This window comes from Hydromonas duriensis (assembly GCF_004363775.1).
Taxonomy (GTDB): domain Bacteria; phylum Pseudomonadota; class Gammaproteobacteria; order Burkholderiales; family Burkholderiaceae; genus Hydromonas; species Hydromonas duriensis.
This window is the reverse complement of the sequence record NZ_SNZE01000007.1, coordinates 81097-100144: the sequence shown is the minus strand read 5'-3', so window position 1 is coordinate 100144 and position 19048 is coordinate 81097. Positions and strand designations below refer to the sequence as shown.

General features: G+C 44.6%; 22 protein-coding genes. 2 read left to right on the top strand and 20 right to left on the bottom strand.

Annotated features, from left to right (window positions below):
• The gene (locus DFR44_RS04845; protein WP_133619590.1) at positions 1 to 855 is read left to right on the top strand and encodes a DUF817 domain-containing protein; all 855 of its coding nucleotides are present in this window, start codon (positions 1 to 3) and stop codon (positions 853 to 855) included.
• A 31-nt stretch (positions 856 to 886) separates the two neighbouring features.
• Here the strand turns inward: DFR44_RS04845 and yfcF are convergent, their stop codons facing one another.
• Positions 887 to 1507, bottom strand: coding sequence for a glutathione transferase (yfcF, locus tag DFR44_RS04840; RefSeq protein ID WP_133619587.1), 621 nt, complete (start codon positions 1505 to 1507; stop codon positions 887 to 889).
• A 204-nt stretch (positions 1508 to 1711) separates the two neighbouring features.
• Here yfcF and DFR44_RS04835 point away from each other — a divergent pair, with 204 nt between their 5' ends.
• The gene (locus tag DFR44_RS04835) at positions 1712 to 2695 is read left to right on the top strand and encodes a LysR substrate-binding domain-containing protein (RefSeq protein ID WP_133619585.1); all 984 of its coding nucleotides are present in this window, start codon (positions 1712 to 1714) and stop codon (positions 2693 to 2695) included.
• Here DFR44_RS04835 and DFR44_RS04830 read toward each other — a convergent pair.
• The 19 genes from DFR44_RS04830 to DFR44_RS04740 form a co-directional block, all read right to left on the bottom strand.
• Positions 2681 to 2863, bottom strand: coding sequence for a hypothetical protein (locus DFR44_RS04830; protein WP_133619583.1), 183 nt, complete (start codon positions 2861 to 2863; stop codon positions 2681 to 2683). The genes DFR44_RS04835 and DFR44_RS04830 overlap by 15 nt on opposite strands.
• Before the next feature lie 224 nt (positions 2864 to 3087).
• Positions 3088 to 3891: an SDR family NAD(P)-dependent oxidoreductase gene (locus tag DFR44_RS04825; RefSeq protein WP_133619581.1), complete on the bottom strand. Its 804-nt coding sequence runs from the start codon at positions 3889 to 3891 to the stop codon at positions 3088 to 3090.
• Between the two features lie 26 nt (positions 3892 to 3917).
• Positions 3918 to 4505, bottom strand: coding sequence for a TetR/AcrR family transcriptional regulator (locus tag DFR44_RS04820; protein ID WP_133619579.1), 588 nt, complete (start codon positions 4503 to 4505; stop codon positions 3918 to 3920).
• Between the two features lie 259 nt (positions 4506 to 4764).
• Positions 4765 to 5958 carry a tryptophan synthase subunit beta gene (gene trpB, locus DFR44_RS04815; RefSeq protein ID WP_133619577.1) on the bottom strand — a complete coding sequence of 398 codons (1194 nt, stop codon included), beginning with the start codon at positions 5956 to 5958 and terminating at the stop codon, positions 4765 to 4767.
• A gap of 98 nt (positions 5959 to 6056) precedes the next feature.
• Positions 6057 to 6698 carry a phosphoribosylanthranilate isomerase gene (locus DFR44_RS04810; RefSeq protein WP_133619575.1) on the bottom strand — a complete coding sequence of 214 codons (642 nt, stop codon included), beginning with the start codon at positions 6696 to 6698 and terminating at the stop codon, positions 6057 to 6059.
• 3 nt (positions 6699 to 6701) lie between these two features.
• A complete protein-coding gene (gene truA / locus DFR44_RS04805; RefSeq protein ID WP_133619573.1) occupies positions 6702 to 7493 on the bottom strand; it encodes a tRNA pseudouridine(38-40) synthase TruA in 792 nt (263 codons plus the stop codon).
• Positions 7493 to 9010 (bottom strand): type IV pilus assembly protein FimV, encoded by a 1518-nt coding sequence (locus DFR44_RS04800; protein ID WP_133619572.1) that lies wholly within the window; start codon positions 9008 to 9010, stop codon positions 7493 to 7495. The genes truA and DFR44_RS04800 overlap by 1 nt, the downstream gene beginning before the upstream one ends.
• 75 nt (positions 9011 to 9085) lie before the next feature.
• Positions 9086 to 10207: an aspartate-semialdehyde dehydrogenase gene (gene asd / locus DFR44_RS04795; protein WP_133619571.1), complete on the bottom strand. Its 1122-nt coding sequence runs from the start codon at positions 10205 to 10207 to the stop codon at positions 9086 to 9088.
• A gap of 60 nt (positions 10208 to 10267) precedes the next feature.
• Entirely contained in the window at positions 10268 to 11347 is a 1080-nt protein-coding gene (gene leuB, locus DFR44_RS04790; protein WP_133619570.1) for a 3-isopropylmalate dehydrogenase, read from the bottom strand.
• Between the two features lie 77 nt (positions 11348 to 11424).
• On the bottom strand, positions 11425 to 12066 hold the full coding sequence (leuD, locus tag DFR44_RS04785) for a 3-isopropylmalate dehydratase small subunit (RefSeq protein WP_133619569.1): 642 nt from the start codon (positions 12064 to 12066) through the stop codon (positions 11425 to 11427).
• Between the two features lie 96 nt (positions 12067 to 12162).
• A complete protein-coding gene (locus DFR44_RS04780) occupies positions 12163 to 12363 on the bottom strand; it encodes a hypothetical protein (RefSeq protein ID WP_133619568.1) in 201 nt (66 codons plus the stop codon).
• Positions 12364 to 12451: 88 nt separating this feature from the next.
• Positions 12452 to 13867 carry a 3-isopropylmalate dehydratase large subunit gene (leuC, locus tag DFR44_RS04775; protein WP_133619567.1) on the bottom strand — a complete coding sequence of 472 codons (1416 nt, stop codon included), beginning with the start codon at positions 13865 to 13867 and terminating at the stop codon, positions 12452 to 12454.
• Between the two features lie 26 nt (positions 13868 to 13893).
• Positions 13894 to 14715 (bottom strand): M48 family metallopeptidase, encoded by an 822-nt coding sequence (locus DFR44_RS04770; protein WP_133619566.1) that lies wholly within the window; start codon positions 14713 to 14715, stop codon positions 13894 to 13896.
• Positions 14716 to 14725: 10 nt separating this feature from the next.
• Entirely contained in the window at positions 14726 to 15829 is a 1104-nt protein-coding gene (aroC, locus tag DFR44_RS04765; protein ID WP_133619565.1) for a chorismate synthase, read from the bottom strand.
• 234 nt (positions 15830 to 16063) lie between these two features.
• Positions 16064 to 16471 carry a type IV pilin protein gene (locus DFR44_RS04760; RefSeq protein ID WP_133619635.1) on the bottom strand — a complete coding sequence of 136 codons (408 nt, stop codon included), beginning with the start codon at positions 16469 to 16471 and terminating at the stop codon, positions 16064 to 16066.
• Positions 16472 to 16480: 9 nt separating this feature from the next.
• Positions 16481 to 17032: a hypothetical protein gene (locus DFR44_RS04755; RefSeq protein ID WP_133619564.1), complete on the bottom strand. Its 552-nt coding sequence runs from the start codon at positions 17030 to 17032 to the stop codon at positions 16481 to 16483.
• Entirely contained in the window at positions 17029 to 17889 is an 861-nt protein-coding gene (locus DFR44_RS04750; protein ID WP_133619563.1) for a PilW family protein, read from the bottom strand. The genes DFR44_RS04755 and DFR44_RS04750 overlap by 4 nt, the downstream gene beginning before the upstream one ends.
• Positions 17889 to 18389 (bottom strand): type IV pilus modification PilV family protein, encoded by a 501-nt coding sequence (locus DFR44_RS04745; RefSeq protein WP_133619562.1) that lies wholly within the window; start codon positions 18387 to 18389, stop codon positions 17889 to 17891. Before DFR44_RS04745 ends, DFR44_RS04750 begins: the two co-directional genes overlap by 1 nt.
• A 12-nt stretch (positions 18390 to 18401) precedes the next feature.
• Complete coding sequence (locus DFR44_RS04740; RefSeq protein WP_133619633.1) at positions 18402 to 18947, bottom strand: GspH/FimT family pseudopilin; 546 nt, start codon at positions 18945 to 18947, stop codon at positions 18402 to 18404.
• Between the last annotated feature and the right edge of the window lie 101 nt (positions 18948 to 19048).

The following is a 19048-nucleotide window of genomic DNA, read 5'->3' as shown; positions in this document are numbered from 1 at the left end:
ATGAACACACAATTATCAAAAATTGATGAGTGGCTCATCAATCATCCCGAACAGCCTCAACTTAAAGGATTTAAGCGTTTTGTCTTTGAATTTTTATTTTTTGGTTTAAAGTGCGCCCGCGCCTGTTTATTTGCAGGTTTATTTTTCGCCTCCATCATGGTCATACCTAAAACAGGTGTATTAGGTATTCCCAAATACGATGTACTGCTCATCATTGCGCTCAGTATTCAGGGTTGGATGGTCTGGACTAAACTTGAAACATGGGACGAACTCAAAGCCATCACAGTATTTCATCTGGTGGGCTTTGCACTAGAAGCATTTAAAGTCTCTGGTAACGTTCAATCATGGTCATACCCAGATTTTGCTTATACAAAAGTACTCGGCGTACCTTTATTTTCGGGCTTCATGTACGCTGCGGTCGGCAGTTACATTATTCAAGCATGGCGACTATTCGACATGCGCATCCGCCATCATCCCTCGTATTGGCTTGCCACAATAGCAGCCTTGCTCATCTACATCAATTTTTTCACGCACCATTACATTGGCGACTATCGTTGGTACATCGGCGCATTTGTACTCGGCTTGTACTCGCGCACACGCGTGATTTTTCGCCCTTATGACAAAGACCGCTGGATGCCACTATTACTAGGCTTCATTCTAACGGGCTTTTTTATATGGCTGGCTGAAAATCTCGGTACATTTTTGGGGGTATGGCGATACCCCAACCAAATCGGGGCATGGGCAACCGTCCATATTGGCAAATGGAGCTCATGGGCGATGCTCGTGGTCATGACATTCACCATTATTGTTAACCTCAAACACGTGAAGGAAACAATCCACGTGCCTGAGCCTTGATTCATCTTTATCTTGAATCAAAATAAGCGTTTTAGTCCCCCAATTGGGTGGGCAACAAATTTAACCACGCTTGCACGGATGGGCGTTGCCATTGGCGACGGGCGTACGCTGCTAAGCGTGGAGGCACATCATCGCCATTGAGCAATAACCGATTGAGCATGATTGTCAAATCTAAATCAACTAGACTCCATTCTGCAAAAATATGCTCCCCGCCATGCGACAGCAGCTCCTCTGCCACTTTAAATAGCTTCTGCACAGCCACTTGCGCTTGAGCGGATAAAGGGGTCGTGGTGGGTTCGTAAAACACAACAATGGTTGAACGCTCCTGCCGTAAAATTAATAAGTCACTGCGTATCCAAGATTGGATTTGTCTTGCTCGTGCTCGATTCTCGGTATCTTTTGGATACATCGCATGCTCTGGAAAAAGGTCTTCCAAATATTCTGTAATCGCGCTGGACTCTGTTAATGAAAAATGACCATGCACTAAAGTCGGAACGCGATAAGTCAACGACGGGATGTCACGCTGCTCGCCCTTTTCTAAATCAACCGTTATAAGTTTAAACGGCAAATGTTTTTCTGTTAAAGCCACAAAGACCGACATTGCCCAAGGGCTGGTGTATGGTGCATCGACATATAACGTTAAGTCAGACATATAATCTCCAATACAATCGTGATATAAATAACATCACTTCTTAATTTAAATGTGAAAAAAATTAACACATCCCCATAGAATGAAAAATAATAAAATGCAATTATTTTTACTTTCACCGAGATATATTAAGTATATAAACGAAAAATGCCAATCGATATGTTTTCACTTATGATGTGAATTATTTTCACTTAAAATGAGTTTATTATGTTTAGTCTACCTCCACTTACGGCCCTTCGCGCTTTTGAATCAGTCGCCCGACTTGGCAGCGTCACGCGCGCTGCTGAAGAGCTACATGTCACACACAGCGCAATCAGTCACCAAGTGCGTTTGCTAGAAAAACACCTTGGCATAGCCCTCATAGACCGCCGCGCCCGACGCATGGATTTAACCCATGATGGCCGAGTATACGCTTATCAGATACGTCAATCATTACAACAAATCGGTGGAATCACAGAGCGCATCACCCAACGTAAGCAAAGTGAATATTTAACCATTGGAGTGATTCCATCATTTGCAACACATTGGCTGGTGCCTCGCTTACCTCTGTTTTGGCAAGAGTACCCTGATTGGAAAATTGAACTAATAGCCTCATTAGACATGCAAGACTTTGAGGACTCTTCTATCGACTGTCTTATTAGGTTTGGTGAAGTAAGAATGCAAGGCTTACACACTGAAAAAATCATGAGCGACTGGCAGTTGCTGGTCGCAAGAGATAATTATGACCGTTACACTGCCACACAAAACACAGCAGATGCTTTAAGTCTTGGCACGGCTATTTTAGCAAATGAAGATTTGGCAAATTGGTCTGTTACCGCCAATTTAGAAAACATCAGCGTCAGTGAAACACTGGTTGTCAATGATTCCAACCTTGCCATGGAGGCTTTACGCAATGGTGCTGTTGATTGCATACTGACCCGCTTGAGTATTGTAGCCCTTTGGATAGAGCAAGGCTGGCTTAAAAAAGTCACGCCTCACATGCCCTTACACCGTTCAAACTACCATTTACTCTGGCCCAATCGTAGTCACAACAGCCCTAAACTGAATATCTTTAAAAATTGGCTAAAAAATCAATGCAATGAATTTGAACAAAAAGTGTTGAGTGAGGCACTGTTTACACAACGAGACAACAGTCAAAATTTTAGTTTTTTAAAGACAAATAAACTCGATTTGCCCTTAAGTTTGAAGTAGATTCTGTGATTGAGCTACGCGCTGAAGGCGCACGGGGACAAACGTCGCACTGAACAAACCGCTGGCTTGCCATAGTTTGACGTGATGCTGTCGATAAGCGCGGTAATCAGCTTTGCTCATCCCTTTGCATGGATGGCTACGTTTGCTTGGTAGTGCTGAGTTTGACATGTGCGCCCCTGTAATTTATGGAGCACACAATATCGCAGGTTATTTAGGCGAGTTCAAGGTGGCTGGGGCGGACGCTTACAAAATTTTAGTCCTGATACATCATAAAAACGCGCGAAAAAAGAGTTCTAATCAATAAAGTTAGAACTCTTTTTCTTTGCGCCTTGCCACAAATCTGCTTTTATTTTTTATTTATTACATACAGAATAATTTGCAAGTTTTACTCATTAAAGTAACTCTGGTTTAATGGCCTTACGCATCATCACTGCATTCATTTTACTTGCCAAAGCCACAGGCGTTAACTTTGACATAATCGCCATCATGGTATTGCGAGCACCGGGAACAACAAGGGCTTTTTTACCAATCGCCCCTAGGCCTACTGCTGCAACATCTCTGGCTTCCATTGCTTTCATGGGTGTTTTATTCCAGTCCACAGGCACAGCTTTCGACATTGGCGTAATAGTCAAACCTGGAGACAAGACCGTGACATCAACGCCTTTAGATTTAAGTTCCCCATAGAGAGAAGCACCAAAATTAATCACGTATGCCTTTGTTCCCGCGTAACTCGCCAAATACGGATTGGGCATTTGACCTGAAAGACTCGCCAACATCAAGACACCACCTTGTTTTCTCGCAACCATCGGCTTGACATAATGGTGAGTTAACTGCATGGTCGCTTTGACATTCAAATCAATCATTTGCAACTCACGGGCCAAATCATTTTTTTCAAATGCGCCAGTCACTTCGACCGCCGCGCTGAGAATCAATAAGCCAATGTCAAGATGCTGGGTTTGTTCAAACAAACGAGCAATATCGTCTTGTTTAGACAAATCTGTGGCGATACTATGTGTCTGAACACCATACTTTGTCATGATTTTATGCGCTGATTGTTCTAACTCATCTTTGTTTCTAGCGACAAGAACAATGTTCAGCCCTTTTTCAGCGGCTTGTAGAGCAAGTTCTTCACCAATGCCCGATGTTGCACCCGTTACCAGCGCCCAAGGACCATATTTTTGACTCAATGACGACATGTGTTTCCTTTTTTAATGAATATAAGTTAATGAGATGTGGTTAAGCTTTTGAACAGCAAATTCATATTTGTAATGGCTTGGTGGTTTTGGCGCAAACCTCTAGCACATGTTAAGGCGCCATAGAAGCTGGCGTGCAGTAACTGTGCTATATCTTTGGCCGATAAATTTTTATCAAAAGCCCCTTGTTCTTGCGCCTCTAATACACAAGGCTGTATCGCCAGTACAAAACTATTGAACAATAAGGAGGTGCATTCTGCTACGGCCTCATTTTGCGCCCCAAGCTCTGACATGATGTTATTAACAAAGCAGCCCGCAAAGTTCAGTGAAGGCTGTTGCTCCAGCATTTGGATATAAAAATTTTTCAAACGTTCAACGGCAGGTTGCTCAGGTGGAAAAGACAATTGGTATCGAATTCTTTCTAAACTCGACTGCGCGAATACATTGAGCACTTCTATTAAAAAATTTTCTTTGCTTTTAAATGCGTTATAAAAAGCCCCTTTGGTCATACCTGTCTGTTGGCAAATCAGATTGACGCCAATGTTGTGATAGCTATTTTCGCAGAGGAGTTGCAATCCTTTTTCTAACGCCTCTTGTCGGTCATGTTTTTGGTTCATAGGAAGCCATTCTAATTCAAACAGACCGTTCGGTCAATTTAAAACAAAAAAATAATTAATAATGATAAATAAAAATACAGCTTATTTTGTTTGAGTAAATTTTCGGAAGCGCTCTCTGACGCTGCTTACCATTATTAATATTCATCCTATTGATTATTAATGCGATTTAAAAAAATTTAAAAAACTAAAGCCTGCTGAAAACTCTCAGCAGGCTTTAATGTATTTAGAATTCAAAGGATAAATGCTTTAGGAAAAATTTTTACAAAACCAGTCCGCCCCGCTCCGCAACGGTGTGCATATCTTTATCTCCGCGACCTGATAAATTGACCAAAAGCACCTGCTCAGGCGACATGGTTTTCGCCAATTTCAAGGCATACGCCACCGCATGAGAAGACTCAAGTGCAGGAATAATCCCTTCTACACGGCACAACGTATGAAAAGCCTCCAAAGCCTCATTGTCACTAATACCAACATATTCGGCGCGTTTAATGTCTTTTAAGTAAGCGTGTTCAGGGCCTACGCCAGGATAGTCAAGTCCAGCTGAAACAGAGTGTGTCTCGGTCACTTGACCATTTTTGTCTTGCAAAATATAGGTGCGATTGCCATGCAACACGCCGACACTGCCTTTATTTAGACTGGCGGCGTGACGCGGTGAATCCAAGCCATCACCCGCAGCCTCGACCCCAATCAGTCGCACATTTTCATGTGGAATATACGGATAAAAAATCCCCATTGCATTTGAGCCACCGCCAATGCAAGCCACCACCGCATCGGGTTGGCGTTGAATCATTTCTGGCATTTGCGTCAAACACTCATCACCGATGATGCGTTGAAAATCACGAACCATGGCAGGATATGGATGTGGTCCCGCCACAGTGCCAATGATATAAAACGTATTTTCCACGTTCGATACCCAATCGCGCATGGCTTCATTCAGAGCATCTTTTAGAGTTTTTGAGCCCGACTCAACAGGAATAACTCGCGCACCCAGTAATTTCATGCGATAAACATTGGCAGCTTGACGCGCAACATCTTCACTGCCCATATAAACATCACATTGCAAACCAAATCGTGCGCAGATTGTGGCTGTGGCGACACCGTGCTGCCCTGCTCCCGTTTCTGCGATGACACGGGGTTTGCCCATTTGGCGAGCCAGCAAGGCTTGTCCAATCACATTGTTAATTTTGTGCGCACCCGTATGATTTAAGTCTTCACGTTTAAGGTAAATCTGTGCACCACCATTTTCGGATGACAAGCGTTTGGCATGATAAATCGGAGATGGACGACCAACAAAATGCTTAAGTTCGTAAGCATATTCATCCTGAAACGCTTTGGTTGGCACAATGGTTTTGTAAGCTTCAAGTAACTCATCCAAGGCGGGAATCAAGGTTTCTGAAGCAAAGCGACCGCCATACACACCGAAATGGCCGTTGATGTCAGGAAAGTTATACATTTTAAAATCCTTAATATTTTAAATATCCATTTAAATGTTCAAGTAACCTCATCAGAGGCTCTTTTGTCTTGTATCTCAACACAGATACAACGAACACATTATTGTCTAGCGTCCGCTGCTTGTACCCGCTGTATAAATGCGTGCATTTTATCTTTGTCTTTCACGCCCTTAACGCCTGATTCAATCCCCGAAGATACATCCAACGCATAAGGTCGAACTGTCTGAATCGCACGGCTAATCGTATCAAGCCCTAGACCACCACTCAAAATAATTTTTTCACGCACATTATCTGGAATGACTTGCCAATCAAACTGATGCCCTGAACCACCATAACCAACACTATCGGCATCAAGTAAAACACCAGACACTTGATGAATATGAGCAGCCACTTCAGCCCAGTCCGTCTGCGCATTGACACGTACCGCCTTAATCACGGGGCGTTGTAAAATACGTTCCAGCCGCGTCGCAAAGGACCACGTTTCATCACCATGCAGCTGAACCGTGTGCAAAGGAACTTGATTCATTATGCTGACAATACCATCCGCTGCCGCATTGACAAATAAACCCACGGTATTGATAAAAGCAGGAATGTGTTTAACTAACTCAGCCACACGTTCAGGTTCAATGTAACGCGGACTTTGGTCATACAATACAAAACCCAGCGCATCCGCCCCTGCTTCAATCGCAGCATGAACGTCTTGCGCACGGGTGAAGCCACAAAATTTAACACGAGTTCTCATTATTTATAACCCAATTAACGCACTGGCATCGTCATTCGGCAAAGGCAAGCCAAAACGCTCATCATAATGGATAGCGGCTAAATACAGTCCGCTGGCGGAAAACGTGGGAGCAGACAAATTTCGGTTATTTTGTGTCAATAAAAAACCGAGCCAATCCACTTCTTGCTTACCCATGCCGACATAAATCAAGCTACCAACAATATTGCGCACCATGTGGTGTAAAAAAGCATTTGCAGTCACACTGACAACAACTAAATCACCCATTCGCTGGACCTTAATCGAATGCATGGTTTTTATCGGCGATTTGGCTTGACATTGCGAGGCACGAAAAGCCGAAAAATCATGTTCACCAATTAAAGCCTGTGCAGCAGCATTCATTTTTTCGGCATTTAATTGTCGATGAAACCAGCCTGCACGATTGGCCCAAATCGGCGAGCGTGTTGGATGATTATAAATCACATAATGGTAAGTTCGCTTGAAGGCATCAAAACGAGCATGAAAGTCATCAGGGACAGTTTTTGCCCACTGTACCGCAATGGTTTCAGGCAAAAATGCATTTGTTCCTCGAATCCACGACTGCTCATCTCGTTCAAAAGGTACATCAACATGTACCACCTGCGATAAAGCATGTACACCAGCATCTGTTCGTCCAGCGCACTGGACGAACAAAGGTAGTGTAGCAAATTGAGATAAGGCTGTTTGTAAAGTGTCTTGGACTGTTAGCCCATGCACTTGTGACTGCCAACCTTGAAAAGGCGTGCCGTCATATTGAATGCCGAGTGCGATGCGCGGCATTATACATACCCGTGGCTCAACCACTTCTTGCGCAACTGTGCCGCTAGGGTACACTGCTCTGCATCTCCACGGAATAAAACATCTGCGAGCATGCGTTCAGCAATTTGGTCATAGCCCGCATCGTGTGCCTCTTGTGCACGAGTCAACACCGCTTCAGGCGTGTTTTGATTCATCCATGATTGCAAGTAGGTGGGGTCAAGCATGCTTTCGAAATCCAACAGGTTAAATGATGGCTTAGTTGGCGCTTGTTGCAACGCAGGATTAACATAGCGATTCATAAATCCAGTCACATCTAAATCCAAACCGCTACTAAAAGAAGTCGTTGACGCATCGATTTCTGGATGGTTTTCAGCTTGCTCATCATGTTTTTTTGGTTGCAGATGGGTTTCATCAACCGATGACTTATGTTCAGTCGTCTGCGGAGTTTTTACAGCGGTTGTTAAATCAACGGTTTCATCCTCGTCACTGCGTACAGGCAATATGGCTACAGGTAAACCATATTTTGCCGTATTTAAGTATGGAAATGAAAAAGGTAAATTGGTTTTAACATCCTGAGCAGATTGAGTTATGCCGCTTTCAGATTGAACAACCGATTCGGTTTGAGCGACCAGAGATTCAACCACTGAACTCACTTCCTCTTTTTGCTCATTGCGCTCCGTTGATAACTCGGTTTTGAGATTATTGCCTGCTAATTTGACATCAACACGAGGCTGTGTAGCAATCATTGAGATTTGATTGCCATTTTCATCCGCCAACGACATGTTTGAACGGTCATTTTTAGTATCTTCACTTAAAACCGTTTTTGTATTGCGAGACCAGCGATAAACAAGACTCGCAAGCAATATCAACAAAACCACAACCAGTGCAACGACGGCCCAAACTGGAACGGCAATCATGGTATCCCAAGTTAATTTAGAGACAGAAGACAAATCTGTCAACGCAGGGGTTAACGTTTTAGACTCAGCGTCAGAGACGACAGCCGATGTTTGAGACAAAGCCTCTGTTGCAACAGGTGTAGACACAACAGCAGCTTCTGTCGTTGTTTTACTGTCAGAAGGAGTAGACTCAATTTTGAGTGGAGACTCCGTGACCATGGTGACGGATGCGGCTTGAGGCGCCACAGATGCACTCTCGCTTCCAGAGGCTTTAGGCTTCACCTGAACGTCTTGCGTTTTAGCTTGACCGAGTAAATCAGTTTTAGATGGTAAAACAAATTTTGAACCTATAATCAAAACATCTGGATTACCGCCTGCAAAAGCGTTGGGATTTGCCGCAATCAATTTCTCTAAGGTCTGATTAAAAGGAACGTTATGGGTTCGAGAGTATTTTTTTGCAATATCACGGACGTTATTGCCTTTTTGAATAACCATCGTAACCGCACCATCTTCAACTGCATTGACATGGCTTTGTATGCTCGTGGCTTGCGCACCTACTGAAGAATACACCAAAGCACCTGCAACACCTATTGTTGCAACCATTACTTTAAATGCTATCCGAGCGTTATATTTAGTTTTCATGTCAAATCCCAAAAGAGCACGCCGCCACTTTATTAAAAATGACGGCGAGACAGTTAAACACCATTGTTTAATCGCTTACGACGCCAAAACAATGCGCAGCATACGACGCAAAGGCTCTGCCGCACCCCACAGCAACTGATCACCAACTGTGAATGCTGATAAATACTCACCACCCATGGCCATTTTGCGTAAGCGTCCAACTGGAACGGTCAAAGTACCCGTCACCGCAGTAGGCGTTAAATCATTCATTGATGCAGTTCGCTCGTTCGGAACGAGCTTAACCCAGTCATTGGCTCGAGCCAACATGTCGTTGATTTCATCCAAAGGCACATCTTTTTTCAGCTTAATCGTCAATGCTTGGCTGTGACAACGCATCGCACCGATACGCACACATAACCCCTCAACATTAATAAAACCTGATTGCCCCGCTGTTTTGCCTAAAATTTTATTGGTTTCAGCCGCGCCCTTCCATTCTTCCTTAGATTGACCGTTGCCTAAGTCCTTGTCAATCCAAGGAATCAAACCACCTGCCAATGGCACACCAAAATGCTCTGCGGGATAGTCTGGTTCACGCATTTTAGCTGCGATTTTACGATCTATTTCAAGAATGCTTGAACGCGGGTCAGCCAATAAATCGCTCACTTCTGCATTTAATAAACCCATTTGTGAAATTAACTCACGCATATTCGCAGCACCGCCGCCAGAAGCAGCCTGATACGTCATGGAAGTCATCCAATCAATTAAATCGGCTTTAAACAAACCATCCAATGCCATCATCATCAAGCTGACTGTGCAATTGCCTCCAATGTAGTTTTTAACGCCTTTTGCCAAACCATCTTGAATCACATTCATATTGACAGGGTCAAGCACAATAATGGCATTATCGTCCATGCGCAACGATGAGGCTGCGTCAATCCAATAACCATTCCAACCCGCAGCTCGCAATTTTGGAAATATCGCGTTGGTGTAATCACCACCTTGACAGGTCACAATGATATCGCAAGTCTTTAAGGCATCTATACTGCTGCCATCATGTAAAACGCCATCACTTTTAGTAAAACTGGGCGCAGCACCACCCGCATTTGATGTGCTGAAAAAAACAGGCTCAAAATGTTCAAAATCTTTTTCTTGCAGCATACGATCCATTAAAACAGAACCAACCATACCGCGCCAACCGACCAAACCCACTCGTTGCATAACTCACTCCAAAAATACTTAAAAATTAAATCCTATTGACCAACTCGCTAGTGATGTCCATCACATCTCAGCCAATACAGCACCGCCCATTTCTACTGTACCGACTTTTATACCGCCTTCAGTCATGATATCGCCCGTGCGATAGCCTTTAGCCAAAACCGCTTTAACCGCATTATCAACGCGGTCGGCTGCTTCAGTTTGATTCAAACTGTGGCGCAGCATCATGGCAACAGATAAAATCATCGCCAGCGGATTTGCTAAGTTTTTGCCTGCAATATCAGGCGCCGAACCATGAATCGGTTCATACAACCCTTTACCATTGGCATCCAATGACGCCGAAGGTAGCATACCAATAGAGCCTGTCAACATAGAAGCGGCATCAGACAAAATATCACCAAACATATTGCCCGTGACCATGACATCGAACTGCTTAGGATTGCGCACCAGCTGCATCGCTGCATTATCAACCAACATGTGAGTCAACTCGACATCAGGATATTCTGCTGACACTTCAATCATGACGTCACGCCATAACTGCGTTGCTTCGAGTACATTCATTTTATCAACTGAACACAGCTTTTTATTGCGCTTTTGCGCTGTTTTAAAAGCACTGTGTGCAATACGACGAATTTCAGTTTCATTGTAAATCATGGTGTTGAAACCAACGCGTTCTTCGCCGTTTTCAGTCACTCGTTGCTCGATACCACGCGGCTCGCCAAAATAAATATCACCGACCAACTCACGCACAATAATGATGTCCAACCCCGCAATCACCTCAGGCTTCAGCGTTGAGGCCTCGACCAACTCTGGATAAACCACGGCTGGGCGCAAATTAGAAAACACTTGCATTTCTTTACGAATGGCCAATAAACCACGCTCGGGTCTTTGTTCTCGTGGCAATGAATCATATTGAGGCCCGCCCACTGCCGCAAGTAGCACCGCATCCGCTGCACGACATTTTTTTAGCGTTTCTTCAGGGAAAGGGTTACCCGTTTCGTCTACTGCGCAGCCCCCAATCAAAGCAGTGTCCCATTGAATATCTAAACCATCTGTTTTGAGTTTATTGAGCACACGAACCGCTTGCGCCATAATTTCAGGGCCAATACCGTCACCTGGGAGAAGTAAAATATTTTGTGTCATGTCTAAAATTCCAAACCGTAAAATGAGCCGCGCCCATTCTTTTCAATAATGATGAGCTGTGCTCACCTTGTATATGATCAAGCTGTTTTATTTAACCAAGGGTATAAGGTCAAGTGTTTTGTCTCAAAAGCTTTAATTTCTTCAGCATGACGCAACGTCAAACCAATGTCATCAAAACCATTCACTAAGCAATATTTACGAAATGTACTGATGTCAAATTGAAACGTCTCGTCCCCCGCTCGAACTACCTGCTCGGGCAAATCAATCGTGACCTCAAAGCCATTAAACGCAGCCGTCATATGAAACAGCTTATCCACTTGCGTCGCACTCAAAACGATGGGCAACACACCATTTTTATAACAGTTATTAAAAAAAATGTCTGCAAACGAAGGGGCAATAACAGCTCTAAAACCGTATTGCTGCAAAGCCCACGGTGCATGTTCACGCGACGAACCGCAGCCAAAATTATCACGCGCGATTAAAACACTTGCACCTTTGTAACGGGGTTGATTTAAAACAAAATCAGGGTTTATTGGGCGCTGGCTATTGTCTTGACCTGGCTGGCCCACATCTAAATAACGCCATTCATCAAACAAATTGTCACCAAAACCAGTGCGAGCAATAGACTTTAAAAACTGCTTGGGAATTATCGCATCAGTATCAACATTTTCGCGATCCAATGGCGCCACCAAGCCCTTATGTACGATAAATTTATCCATAAATTTTTCAATGATCAAAAACGGGAAACGCATTGCGGTAAAGACAGCAATGCGTTTTAAAATCAACCTTGATAAAACGGTTGATGCGCAAAGATATCAGTAACCAGTATTCGTATTGCTAGAAGGCGCAGTCGTACCTGGCGCAGGTACTTTTTCTTGCACATAATCACCGCCTTTTTTCACAGCACCGCCGACAGCCGACACATCTTTACCTATGCCATTGGCAAGGCCTTTGAATGTATTGCAACCTGCCAATACAACCGTAGCAAAGATTGATAAAGCGATAATTTTACGCATTTTTTCTACTCCTAAAAAATTACAAATATTGACCAATCACTGTTTAGTCAAAAAAACTGTTTTTTCACAAAAGTCAGGCAGACATAGCTTATGCCAACAAGCGAACATCAACAAAATGCCCTTCTATCGCCGCGGCAGCTGCCATTGCAGGGCTAACCAAGTGAGTGCGTCCACCTGCCCCCTGACGACCTTCAAAATTGCGATTTGAAGTTGAGGCGCAACGCTCACCCGCATCTAAGCGATCGGCATTCATGGCCAAACACATAGAGCAACCGGGTTCACGCCATTCAAATCCCGCATTTTTAAAAATAATATCTAAGCCTTCTGCTTCAGCCTGAGCTTTAACCAAACCCGAACCAGGGACAACCAAAGCCTGTTTAATATTACCAGCAACTTTTTTGCCTAAGCGCTTAACAACCCATGCCGCCGCGCGCATGTCTTCGATACGGCTGTTTGTGCATGAGCCAATAAAAACTTTGTCTACATTAATTGATGTCATTGGCACTCGTGGCTCTAATCCCATATAAGCCAAAGCGCGCTCCATTGCATCACGCTTAACGGGGTCTTTTTCAAGCTCTGGGTCAGGAACTTGAGCATCCACCGCCACGACCATTTCAGGCGATGTACCCCATGTGACTTGCGGTTTAATATGTTCAGCCTGTAGCTTCACCACCGCGTCAAAGGTTGCCCCCTCGTCTGAATGCAAAGTCCGCCAAACTTGTGCAGCCAATTCAAATTCTGCACCCTTAGGTCCAAACGGACGATTTTTCATGTAGTTGATTGTTAGCTCATCAACAGCCACCAAGCCTGCTCGCGCACCCGCTTCAATTGCCATGTTACAAATCGTCATTCGCCCTTCCATACTCAAAGCTCGAATGGCTGAACCTGCGAACTCAATCGTATAGCCAGTGCCACCCGCCGTACCAATTTCACCAATAACGGCAAGTACAATGTCTTTGGCGGTACAACCTGCGGGTAGCACACCATCGACTTGAACCAGCATGTTTTTAGCTTTTTTCATCATCATCGACTGGGTGGCCAACACATGTTCAACCTCAGAAGTGCCAATACCAAAAGCCAATGCACCCATAGCGCCATGCGTTGATGTATGAGAATCTCCACAAACAATGGTCATTCCTGGTAAGGTCGCGCCTTGCTCGGGTCCAATGACGTGCACAATCCCCTGACGGATGTCATTGATTTTAAATTCTGTAATGCCGTATTCATCGCAGTTTTTATCTAAAGTTTCTACTTGAATGCGTGAAATCGGGTCAACGATGCCTGCATTACCTTGCGATCGCTCCGTGGTCGGCACATTATGGTCACACACGGCCAAATTGGCATTCAGTCGCCACACGGGGCGAGAGGCTAAACGCAAGCCCTCAAACGCTTGTGGGCTCGTGACTTCGTGTAAAAGTTGACGGTCAATATAAATCAGTGCTGTGCCATCATCTTCAGTACGAATGACGTGCATGTCCCACAATTTGTCATACAATGTTTTCATTTTATTCCAAATCAAAAACTAAAAATTTACTGTGCTTTTTTTGAAGCTAAATAAAGCGGTCGAACTTTATCAGCCAGTTCGCGCAAGTTAGCTTGACGATTTTCGGGAGCGGGATGGGTACTCAAAATCTGTGGAACCCCGCCACCTTCAACTTTTTGCATCTTTTCCCAAAGTTTAGCCGCAGCATCCGGGTTATAACCCGCACGCGCGGCCAATTCTAGTCCTAACTGATCAGCCTCTGTTTCATGGGTTCGACTAAAAGGCAAATTAAAACCGACATCTGCGCCAATTGAAGCCAATTGACCTGCACTTGAAACACCATAGGCCTGTCCAACCGCTCCTAAAATGCCAGCAACGAAGTCAACACCTTGCTTGCGCGTGGCCTGTTCGCGGCTATGCTCGCGTAAAGCATGAGCAATTTCGTGCCCCATGACCTGAGCAATTTCATCATCTGTTAAATTTAAGCGCGTCACTAGACCGCTGTACACACCAATCTTGCCGCCTGGAAAACAAAACGCATTGATTTCTTTATCGGTAAAAACATTTTCCTCCCACGCCCATGTCTTAGCATCTGGCCGCAACACAGGTGCTTTGGCAATGAGGCGGTTGGCAATGCCACGAACTCGTGCCGTTAATGCTTTGTCCGTATTTAGTAGACCTTTGCTACGCGCATCGGCAACCATTTCAGCATAGCCTTTAGCGGCTTGAGCATTCATGGCCTGCGATGAAATAGAGAAGGACTGCTTGCGATTAACACCAACCACGTTATCGGTGGTGGTTACCTGCTGTGTGCCACATGAGGCTAACAATAAAGATGCAGCAACAATTGATGCTATTTTTGTTTTCATAAAATTCATTTTAAGTTCCACTGTCCAAATGCAAAACTGGGGTTGTCACCCGCACATCGGCATTTTGAGCGCGATTCAACAAAACATGGTCCATCAAAACTAAAGCCAACATGGCCTCTAAAATCGGGGTGGCTCTAATTCCTACGCATGGGTCATGACGCCCAAAAGTCTCAACTGTTGCAGCGTTGCCATGAACATCCATTGATTCGCGTGGAATACGAATGGACGATGTTGGCTTAATCGCCACATGGACAACCACAGGTTGACCTGTAGATATACCGCCAAGGACACCACCCGCGTGATTGGATTTAAAGCCTGATGGTGGCATTTCGTCTCCGTGCTGTGAGCCGCGCTGTTGCACGACATCAAAGCCATCACCCATTTCAACACCTTTAACGGCATTGACGCCCATCATGGCGTAAGCAATATCAGCATCCAGTTTGTCAAATAAAGGCGCACCTAAACCTACAGGGACATTGGTTGCACCGACCATAAGACGTGCGCCGACTGAATCGCCCTCTCGACGCAGTCCATCCATATATTCCTCTAGCGCGGGAACAATGTCCTTGTTGGCTGCAAAAAAAGGATTTTGATGGACGTAATCCCAATCTTGAAAAGGAATATCAATGTTGCCTAATGCCGTCATGCAACCAAAGAATTCGACACCGAACTTCTCATTCAACCATTTTTTTGCTACGGCTCCCGCAGCCACCATCGGGGCGGTCAAGCGCGCCGAAGAGCGCCCCCCCCCACGATAATCGCGAACACCATATTTATGCCAATAGGTATAATCAGCGTGACCTGGGCGAAATTGAACGGCAATATTACCATAATCGGCACTGCGTTGATCTTGGTTACGAATAAGTAAAGCAATTGGCGTACCTGTGGTTTTGCCTTCAAATACACCTGATAAAATTTCAACCTGATCGGCCTCTTGCCGCTGGGTCACATGGCGTGACGTGCCTGGACGGCGACGGTCAAGATCAGGCTGAATGTCTTCAACAGACAAGGCCAAGCCTGGCGGACAGCCATCAATCACACAGCCTATCGCAGGCCCGTGTGACTCACCAAAATTGGTGACACTAAAAAGCTGTCCAAAAGTGCTACCTGCCATAAAAAACCCTTCTGTTTATGTATAAGAATCATAATTTGATTGTTTATACGTTTTTTTGATGTCTTACACACAGTGAGGCACATCAAAAAATGATAAATTCTGACTGATTATAGCTGATTTTTTTGGCTTTTTGGCGCAAAAACAAAACCTGCAAACGGTGCTATTGCAGGTTTTTAGTAAAACAAACTATTAAACGTGATTTCAATTGAGAGTGTTGAGTTTTATCTAATCCGATTATTGCCAACACTGCTCTGAATTTGCGAATACAGCGGCTTGGCGTAAGCCTGATTGGTCAATGCTCAACGCGCCACAGAGGGCATCGATGGCTTTGGGTGTGGCATCCAAAATATAGGTATTTTGCCCTAGACTTCCGTTTCTGATGCTTAAAACATGTGAGGGTGCAGCCTGAGCAGACACGGATAATTTTTCTACAGTCGCATCCTCATAGGTGCTGGAACGTAAGAACTCTCGCTCCATTTGCTGTTGAGCCAAAAGTAGCATACTTTGCGCGGCCCATCGATTCGAGACCATCACATGGTTCTGGTAACGACCCACACTAATCATCGCCAGTATAGCGATGATTGCAATAACCAATAACAACTCTAATAATGTAAAGCCTTGATGATTAGTTTTATTTTTCATAAGACACTCCTAACGATGCCAAGCCACTTGAACCTGTCCGCCCAATAGAAAAGTCGGGCTGACTGTTTGTAACTGCTGATTTGAATTTAACAATTCAATATTGACATTGGCATAAACACAATTTGTTTTTATACAAGACGGATAGCGCAATTCACTTATTTCTGTGTAGCCTCCAGATTTTGTGGTTAAACGCAATACAGGCAACCACTCTTGCTGTCCAATGGCAGGAAGAGTGACGACATCGAGCATACATTGAGCCACCACACCATTCACCTGAGTGGACATCCGATTCATCCCTCCTTGCACCCAAGAAATTGAACGTGTAGCTGGCTTTAAATTCATACCTTGTAAATCACGGCGCAGTTGTGCCAAACACGCACGATGAATCCCATGAGAGCGCTGTTCATTATGCGCAGCGGCCAATATATTGGACGTTTCTTTCAAAGATAAACTTTGGTTTTGCAATAAGCTGCCCACAACCCCAGTCAGAATCAATAAAGTAACAAGCACAACAACGATGACAAAACCTTTTTGGCTTCCTTGCTTTTTAAACGCGCTCATGGTGCACCCGCAATGAACGACTCTGTATATACAGGCATGTCAATATGAGTTTTAACATACGCCTTACCTACGCCCGCAGGAGACAAAGCACCGCCTGCACAATCGGTATCGACAGGTACGGCTGGGGCAGCGGTTGCATTTTCTAACGTGATGATGCACAAGCTCACCAAGCGATTTGCAGGAGCTGTCATGCGCTTGCTCAGACCTAAATTATCATTAGTGACCGCCGTGTAATGAACGCTGGCATTGTCGTTCGCCAAATGACTTAAGCGTGCACGATAACCATTGCGTTCAGATGCCCCGCTGCCTCGACAGGTTAAGGTGTCAAGGACGCTATCTACACTATATTGATTGTAGACAATCGCCCACTTGCCGTCTTTTGAGAACACCGGCACATCAGTACCAGGTAAAAAGCTCCCACCTTTAGCATATTGCTCCGCCGTCAGCTGCCCATCTGCGCCACTGCCATTGCCGTTACAATCAGTCGCCGAGCCGACGGGCTGTATACTGCCTACATTCAAACCTGTACAGACGCCATTGTTTAAACAAACCAGTTGAACACCTAAATAATTTTTCTGTGTTTTTGAAAATAGCGATTTCGCCTCATCATCAAATCCAGCATCTACTAATAATGGATAAAAGCCTGATTGCGCAACGTCTCGCTGAATATTAGTCAACGCAATACGCGTCTGCGTCGATTGATCGTGATCTTCGCTGATATTCTTTTGATCGAAAACAACACCTGATGTAAACATCTGTACACCAACGACAACCAGCAATACCATGGACAAACTTATCAACAACTCGAGCAACGTAAACCCAGCCTGCTTGGGAAAATAACAAACAGAATTTCGCATCAAGGACCCACATCTATGTCAAGGCAATGCATCCCCAAAACAACCTCTCCGCAGTTTTTTCGCCAAACCGCATGACGCACATCATGCGCCTTCCATTGCAGGGTTATTCGCCGAACACCTTCGCCCACATGAGCGATTGAAAATTGTGCATTAGTCAAACCCGCATTCTTTGCTTGACTTTGTACTGCGGGTAAATCATTCATCTGCGCCCAACTGGATTTACTGACAGAGCCATCATCGTAATATCCAAGTAAAACCTCTTGATGGCTCACCAGCATGCGTTGAGATAAATTACTCAAAATCAAATGCCCCCGCCTCAACAACATATTGTCATGACTCTGCCGTAAGTTTTGAGCATGAGCCAGCATCACACCACCTACCACCACTGCGGCAATTAACATTGCGACCAGAACCTCTATCAGACTAAAACCCAACTGTTGAACGCTGGATTTTGTTTGATAACGATCTAAAAATTTGGATGACATGAATAATGGACTCATTGTTTTTGCATATTAGTTGAGCGTCACTCGCCCTGTACTCGCTAGGCTGATGCTTCGTACCGTCATCGCCTGAGCTGAGGCAACTGTAATTGTTCCATTAAATCCCGTCGCTAAACCTTGTGCCCCAAACACAATATGCATCCGCCCCCCCGTTGTGAGGCTCACCCCCGCAGGCACAGTTTCACTCCGTGCAAGCACTTGCATCAAAACATTACCTTCCCCTTTCACATACCAAATCCAAGCGTGCCACGCTTGGTTGGATGCCAAAGATAAACACGGAGCAACTACACCCACAACCGCTTTGGACTGGTTAGATGTCACAGGGCAACCCACCACCTCGACTGCATTGGCTTGCGCAAACACCCGAGCGGTCTCCATCTGCTGTGCCATTTGTGCGGCCACCCTATCCACTTCACGCTGAGCAAGTAAATATTGAAAATTTGGCACGACCAGCACTGAAATAATCGCCGCCATAGCAAGTACCATCAGCGTTTCCAAAAGGGTATAGCCGTTAGTCCAGCAATCTAAGTGACGTGTTTTTAAGCCGACAACAGACATACTCGGTATTTTAGTTGCACCATAAGACGTTTTATTTTAAAAAGATTTAAGTATAAACTAATAATGTATTTATTTTACTACAGAATAAACCAAAATGCGAT

What these genes read in the sequence shown, in the direction of transcription:
- DFR44_RS04845 (WP_133619590.1), top strand. Translation starts at nt 1, where the DNA reads ATGAACACACAATTATCAAAAATTGATGAGTGGCTCATCAATCATCCC.
- yfcF (WP_133619587.1), bottom strand. Translation starts at nt 1,507, where the DNA reads ATGTCTGACTTAACGTTATATGTCGATGCACCATACACCAGCCCTTGG.
- DFR44_RS04835 (WP_133619585.1), top strand. Translation starts at nt 1,712, where the DNA reads ATGTTTAGTCTACCTCCACTTACGGCCCTTCGCGCTTTTGAATCAGTC.
- DFR44_RS04830 (WP_133619583.1), bottom strand. Translation starts at nt 2,863, where the DNA reads ATGTCAAACTCAGCACTACCAAGCAAACGTAGCCATCCATGCAAAGGG.
- DFR44_RS04825 (WP_133619581.1), bottom strand. Translation starts at nt 3,891, where the DNA reads ATGTCGTCATTGAGTCAAAAATATGGTCCTTGGGCGCTGGTAACGGGT.
- DFR44_RS04820 (WP_133619579.1), bottom strand. Translation starts at nt 4,505, where the DNA reads ATGAACCAAAAACATGACCGACAAGAGGCGTTAGAAAAAGGATTGCAA.
- trpB (WP_133619577.1), bottom strand. Translation starts at nt 5,958, where the DNA reads ATGTATAACTTTCCTGACATCAACGGCCATTTCGGTGTGTATGGCGGT.
- DFR44_RS04810 (WP_133619575.1), bottom strand. Translation starts at nt 6,698, where the DNA reads ATGAGAACTCGTGTTAAATTTTGTGGCTTCACCCGTGCGCAAGACGTT.
- truA (WP_133619573.1), bottom strand. Translation starts at nt 7,493, where the DNA reads ATGCCGCGCATCGCACTCGGCATTCAATATGACGGCACGCCTTTTCAA.
- DFR44_RS04800 (WP_133619572.1), bottom strand. Translation starts at nt 9,010, where the DNA reads ATGAAAACTAAATATAACGCTCGGATAGCATTTAAAGTAATGGTTGCA.
- asd (WP_133619571.1), bottom strand. Translation starts at nt 10,207, where the DNA reads ATGCAACGAGTGGGTTTGGTCGGTTGGCGCGGTATGGTTGGTTCTGTT.
- leuB (WP_133619570.1), bottom strand. Translation starts at nt 11,347, where the DNA reads ATGACACAAAATATTTTACTTCTCCCAGGTGACGGTATTGGCCCTGAA.
- leuD (WP_133619569.1), bottom strand. Translation starts at nt 12,066, where the DNA reads ATGGATAAATTTATCGTACATAAGGGCTTGGTGGCGCCATTGGATCGC.
- DFR44_RS04780 (WP_133619568.1), bottom strand. Translation starts at nt 12,363, where the DNA reads ATGCGTAAAATTATCGCTTTATCAATCTTTGCTACGGTTGTATTGGCA.
- leuC (WP_133619567.1), bottom strand. Translation starts at nt 13,867, where the DNA reads ATGAAAACATTGTATGACAAATTGTGGGACATGCACGTCATTCGTACT.
- DFR44_RS04770 (WP_133619566.1), bottom strand. Translation starts at nt 14,715, where the DNA reads ATGAAAACAAAAATAGCATCAATTGTTGCTGCATCTTTATTGTTAGCC.
- aroC (WP_133619565.1), bottom strand. Translation starts at nt 15,829, where the DNA reads ATGGCAGGTAGCACTTTTGGACAGCTTTTTAGTGTCACCAATTTTGGT.
- DFR44_RS04760 (WP_133619635.1), bottom strand. Translation starts at nt 16,471, where the DNA reads ATGAAAAATAAAACTAATCATCAAGGCTTTACATTATTAGAGTTGTTA.
- DFR44_RS04755 (WP_133619564.1), bottom strand. Translation starts at nt 17,032, where the DNA reads ATGAGCGCGTTTAAAAAGCAAGGAAGCCAAAAAGGTTTTGTCATCGTT.
- DFR44_RS04750 (WP_133619563.1), bottom strand. Translation starts at nt 17,889, where the DNA reads ATGCGAAATTCTGTTTGTTATTTTCCCAAGCAGGCTGGGTTTACGTTG.
- DFR44_RS04745 (WP_133619562.1), bottom strand. Translation starts at nt 18,389, where the DNA reads ATGAGTCCATTATTCATGTCATCCAAATTTTTAGATCGTTATCAAACA.
- DFR44_RS04740 (WP_133619633.1), bottom strand. Translation starts at nt 18,947, where the DNA reads ATGTCTGTTGTCGGCTTAAAAACACGTCACTTAGATTGCTGGACTAAC.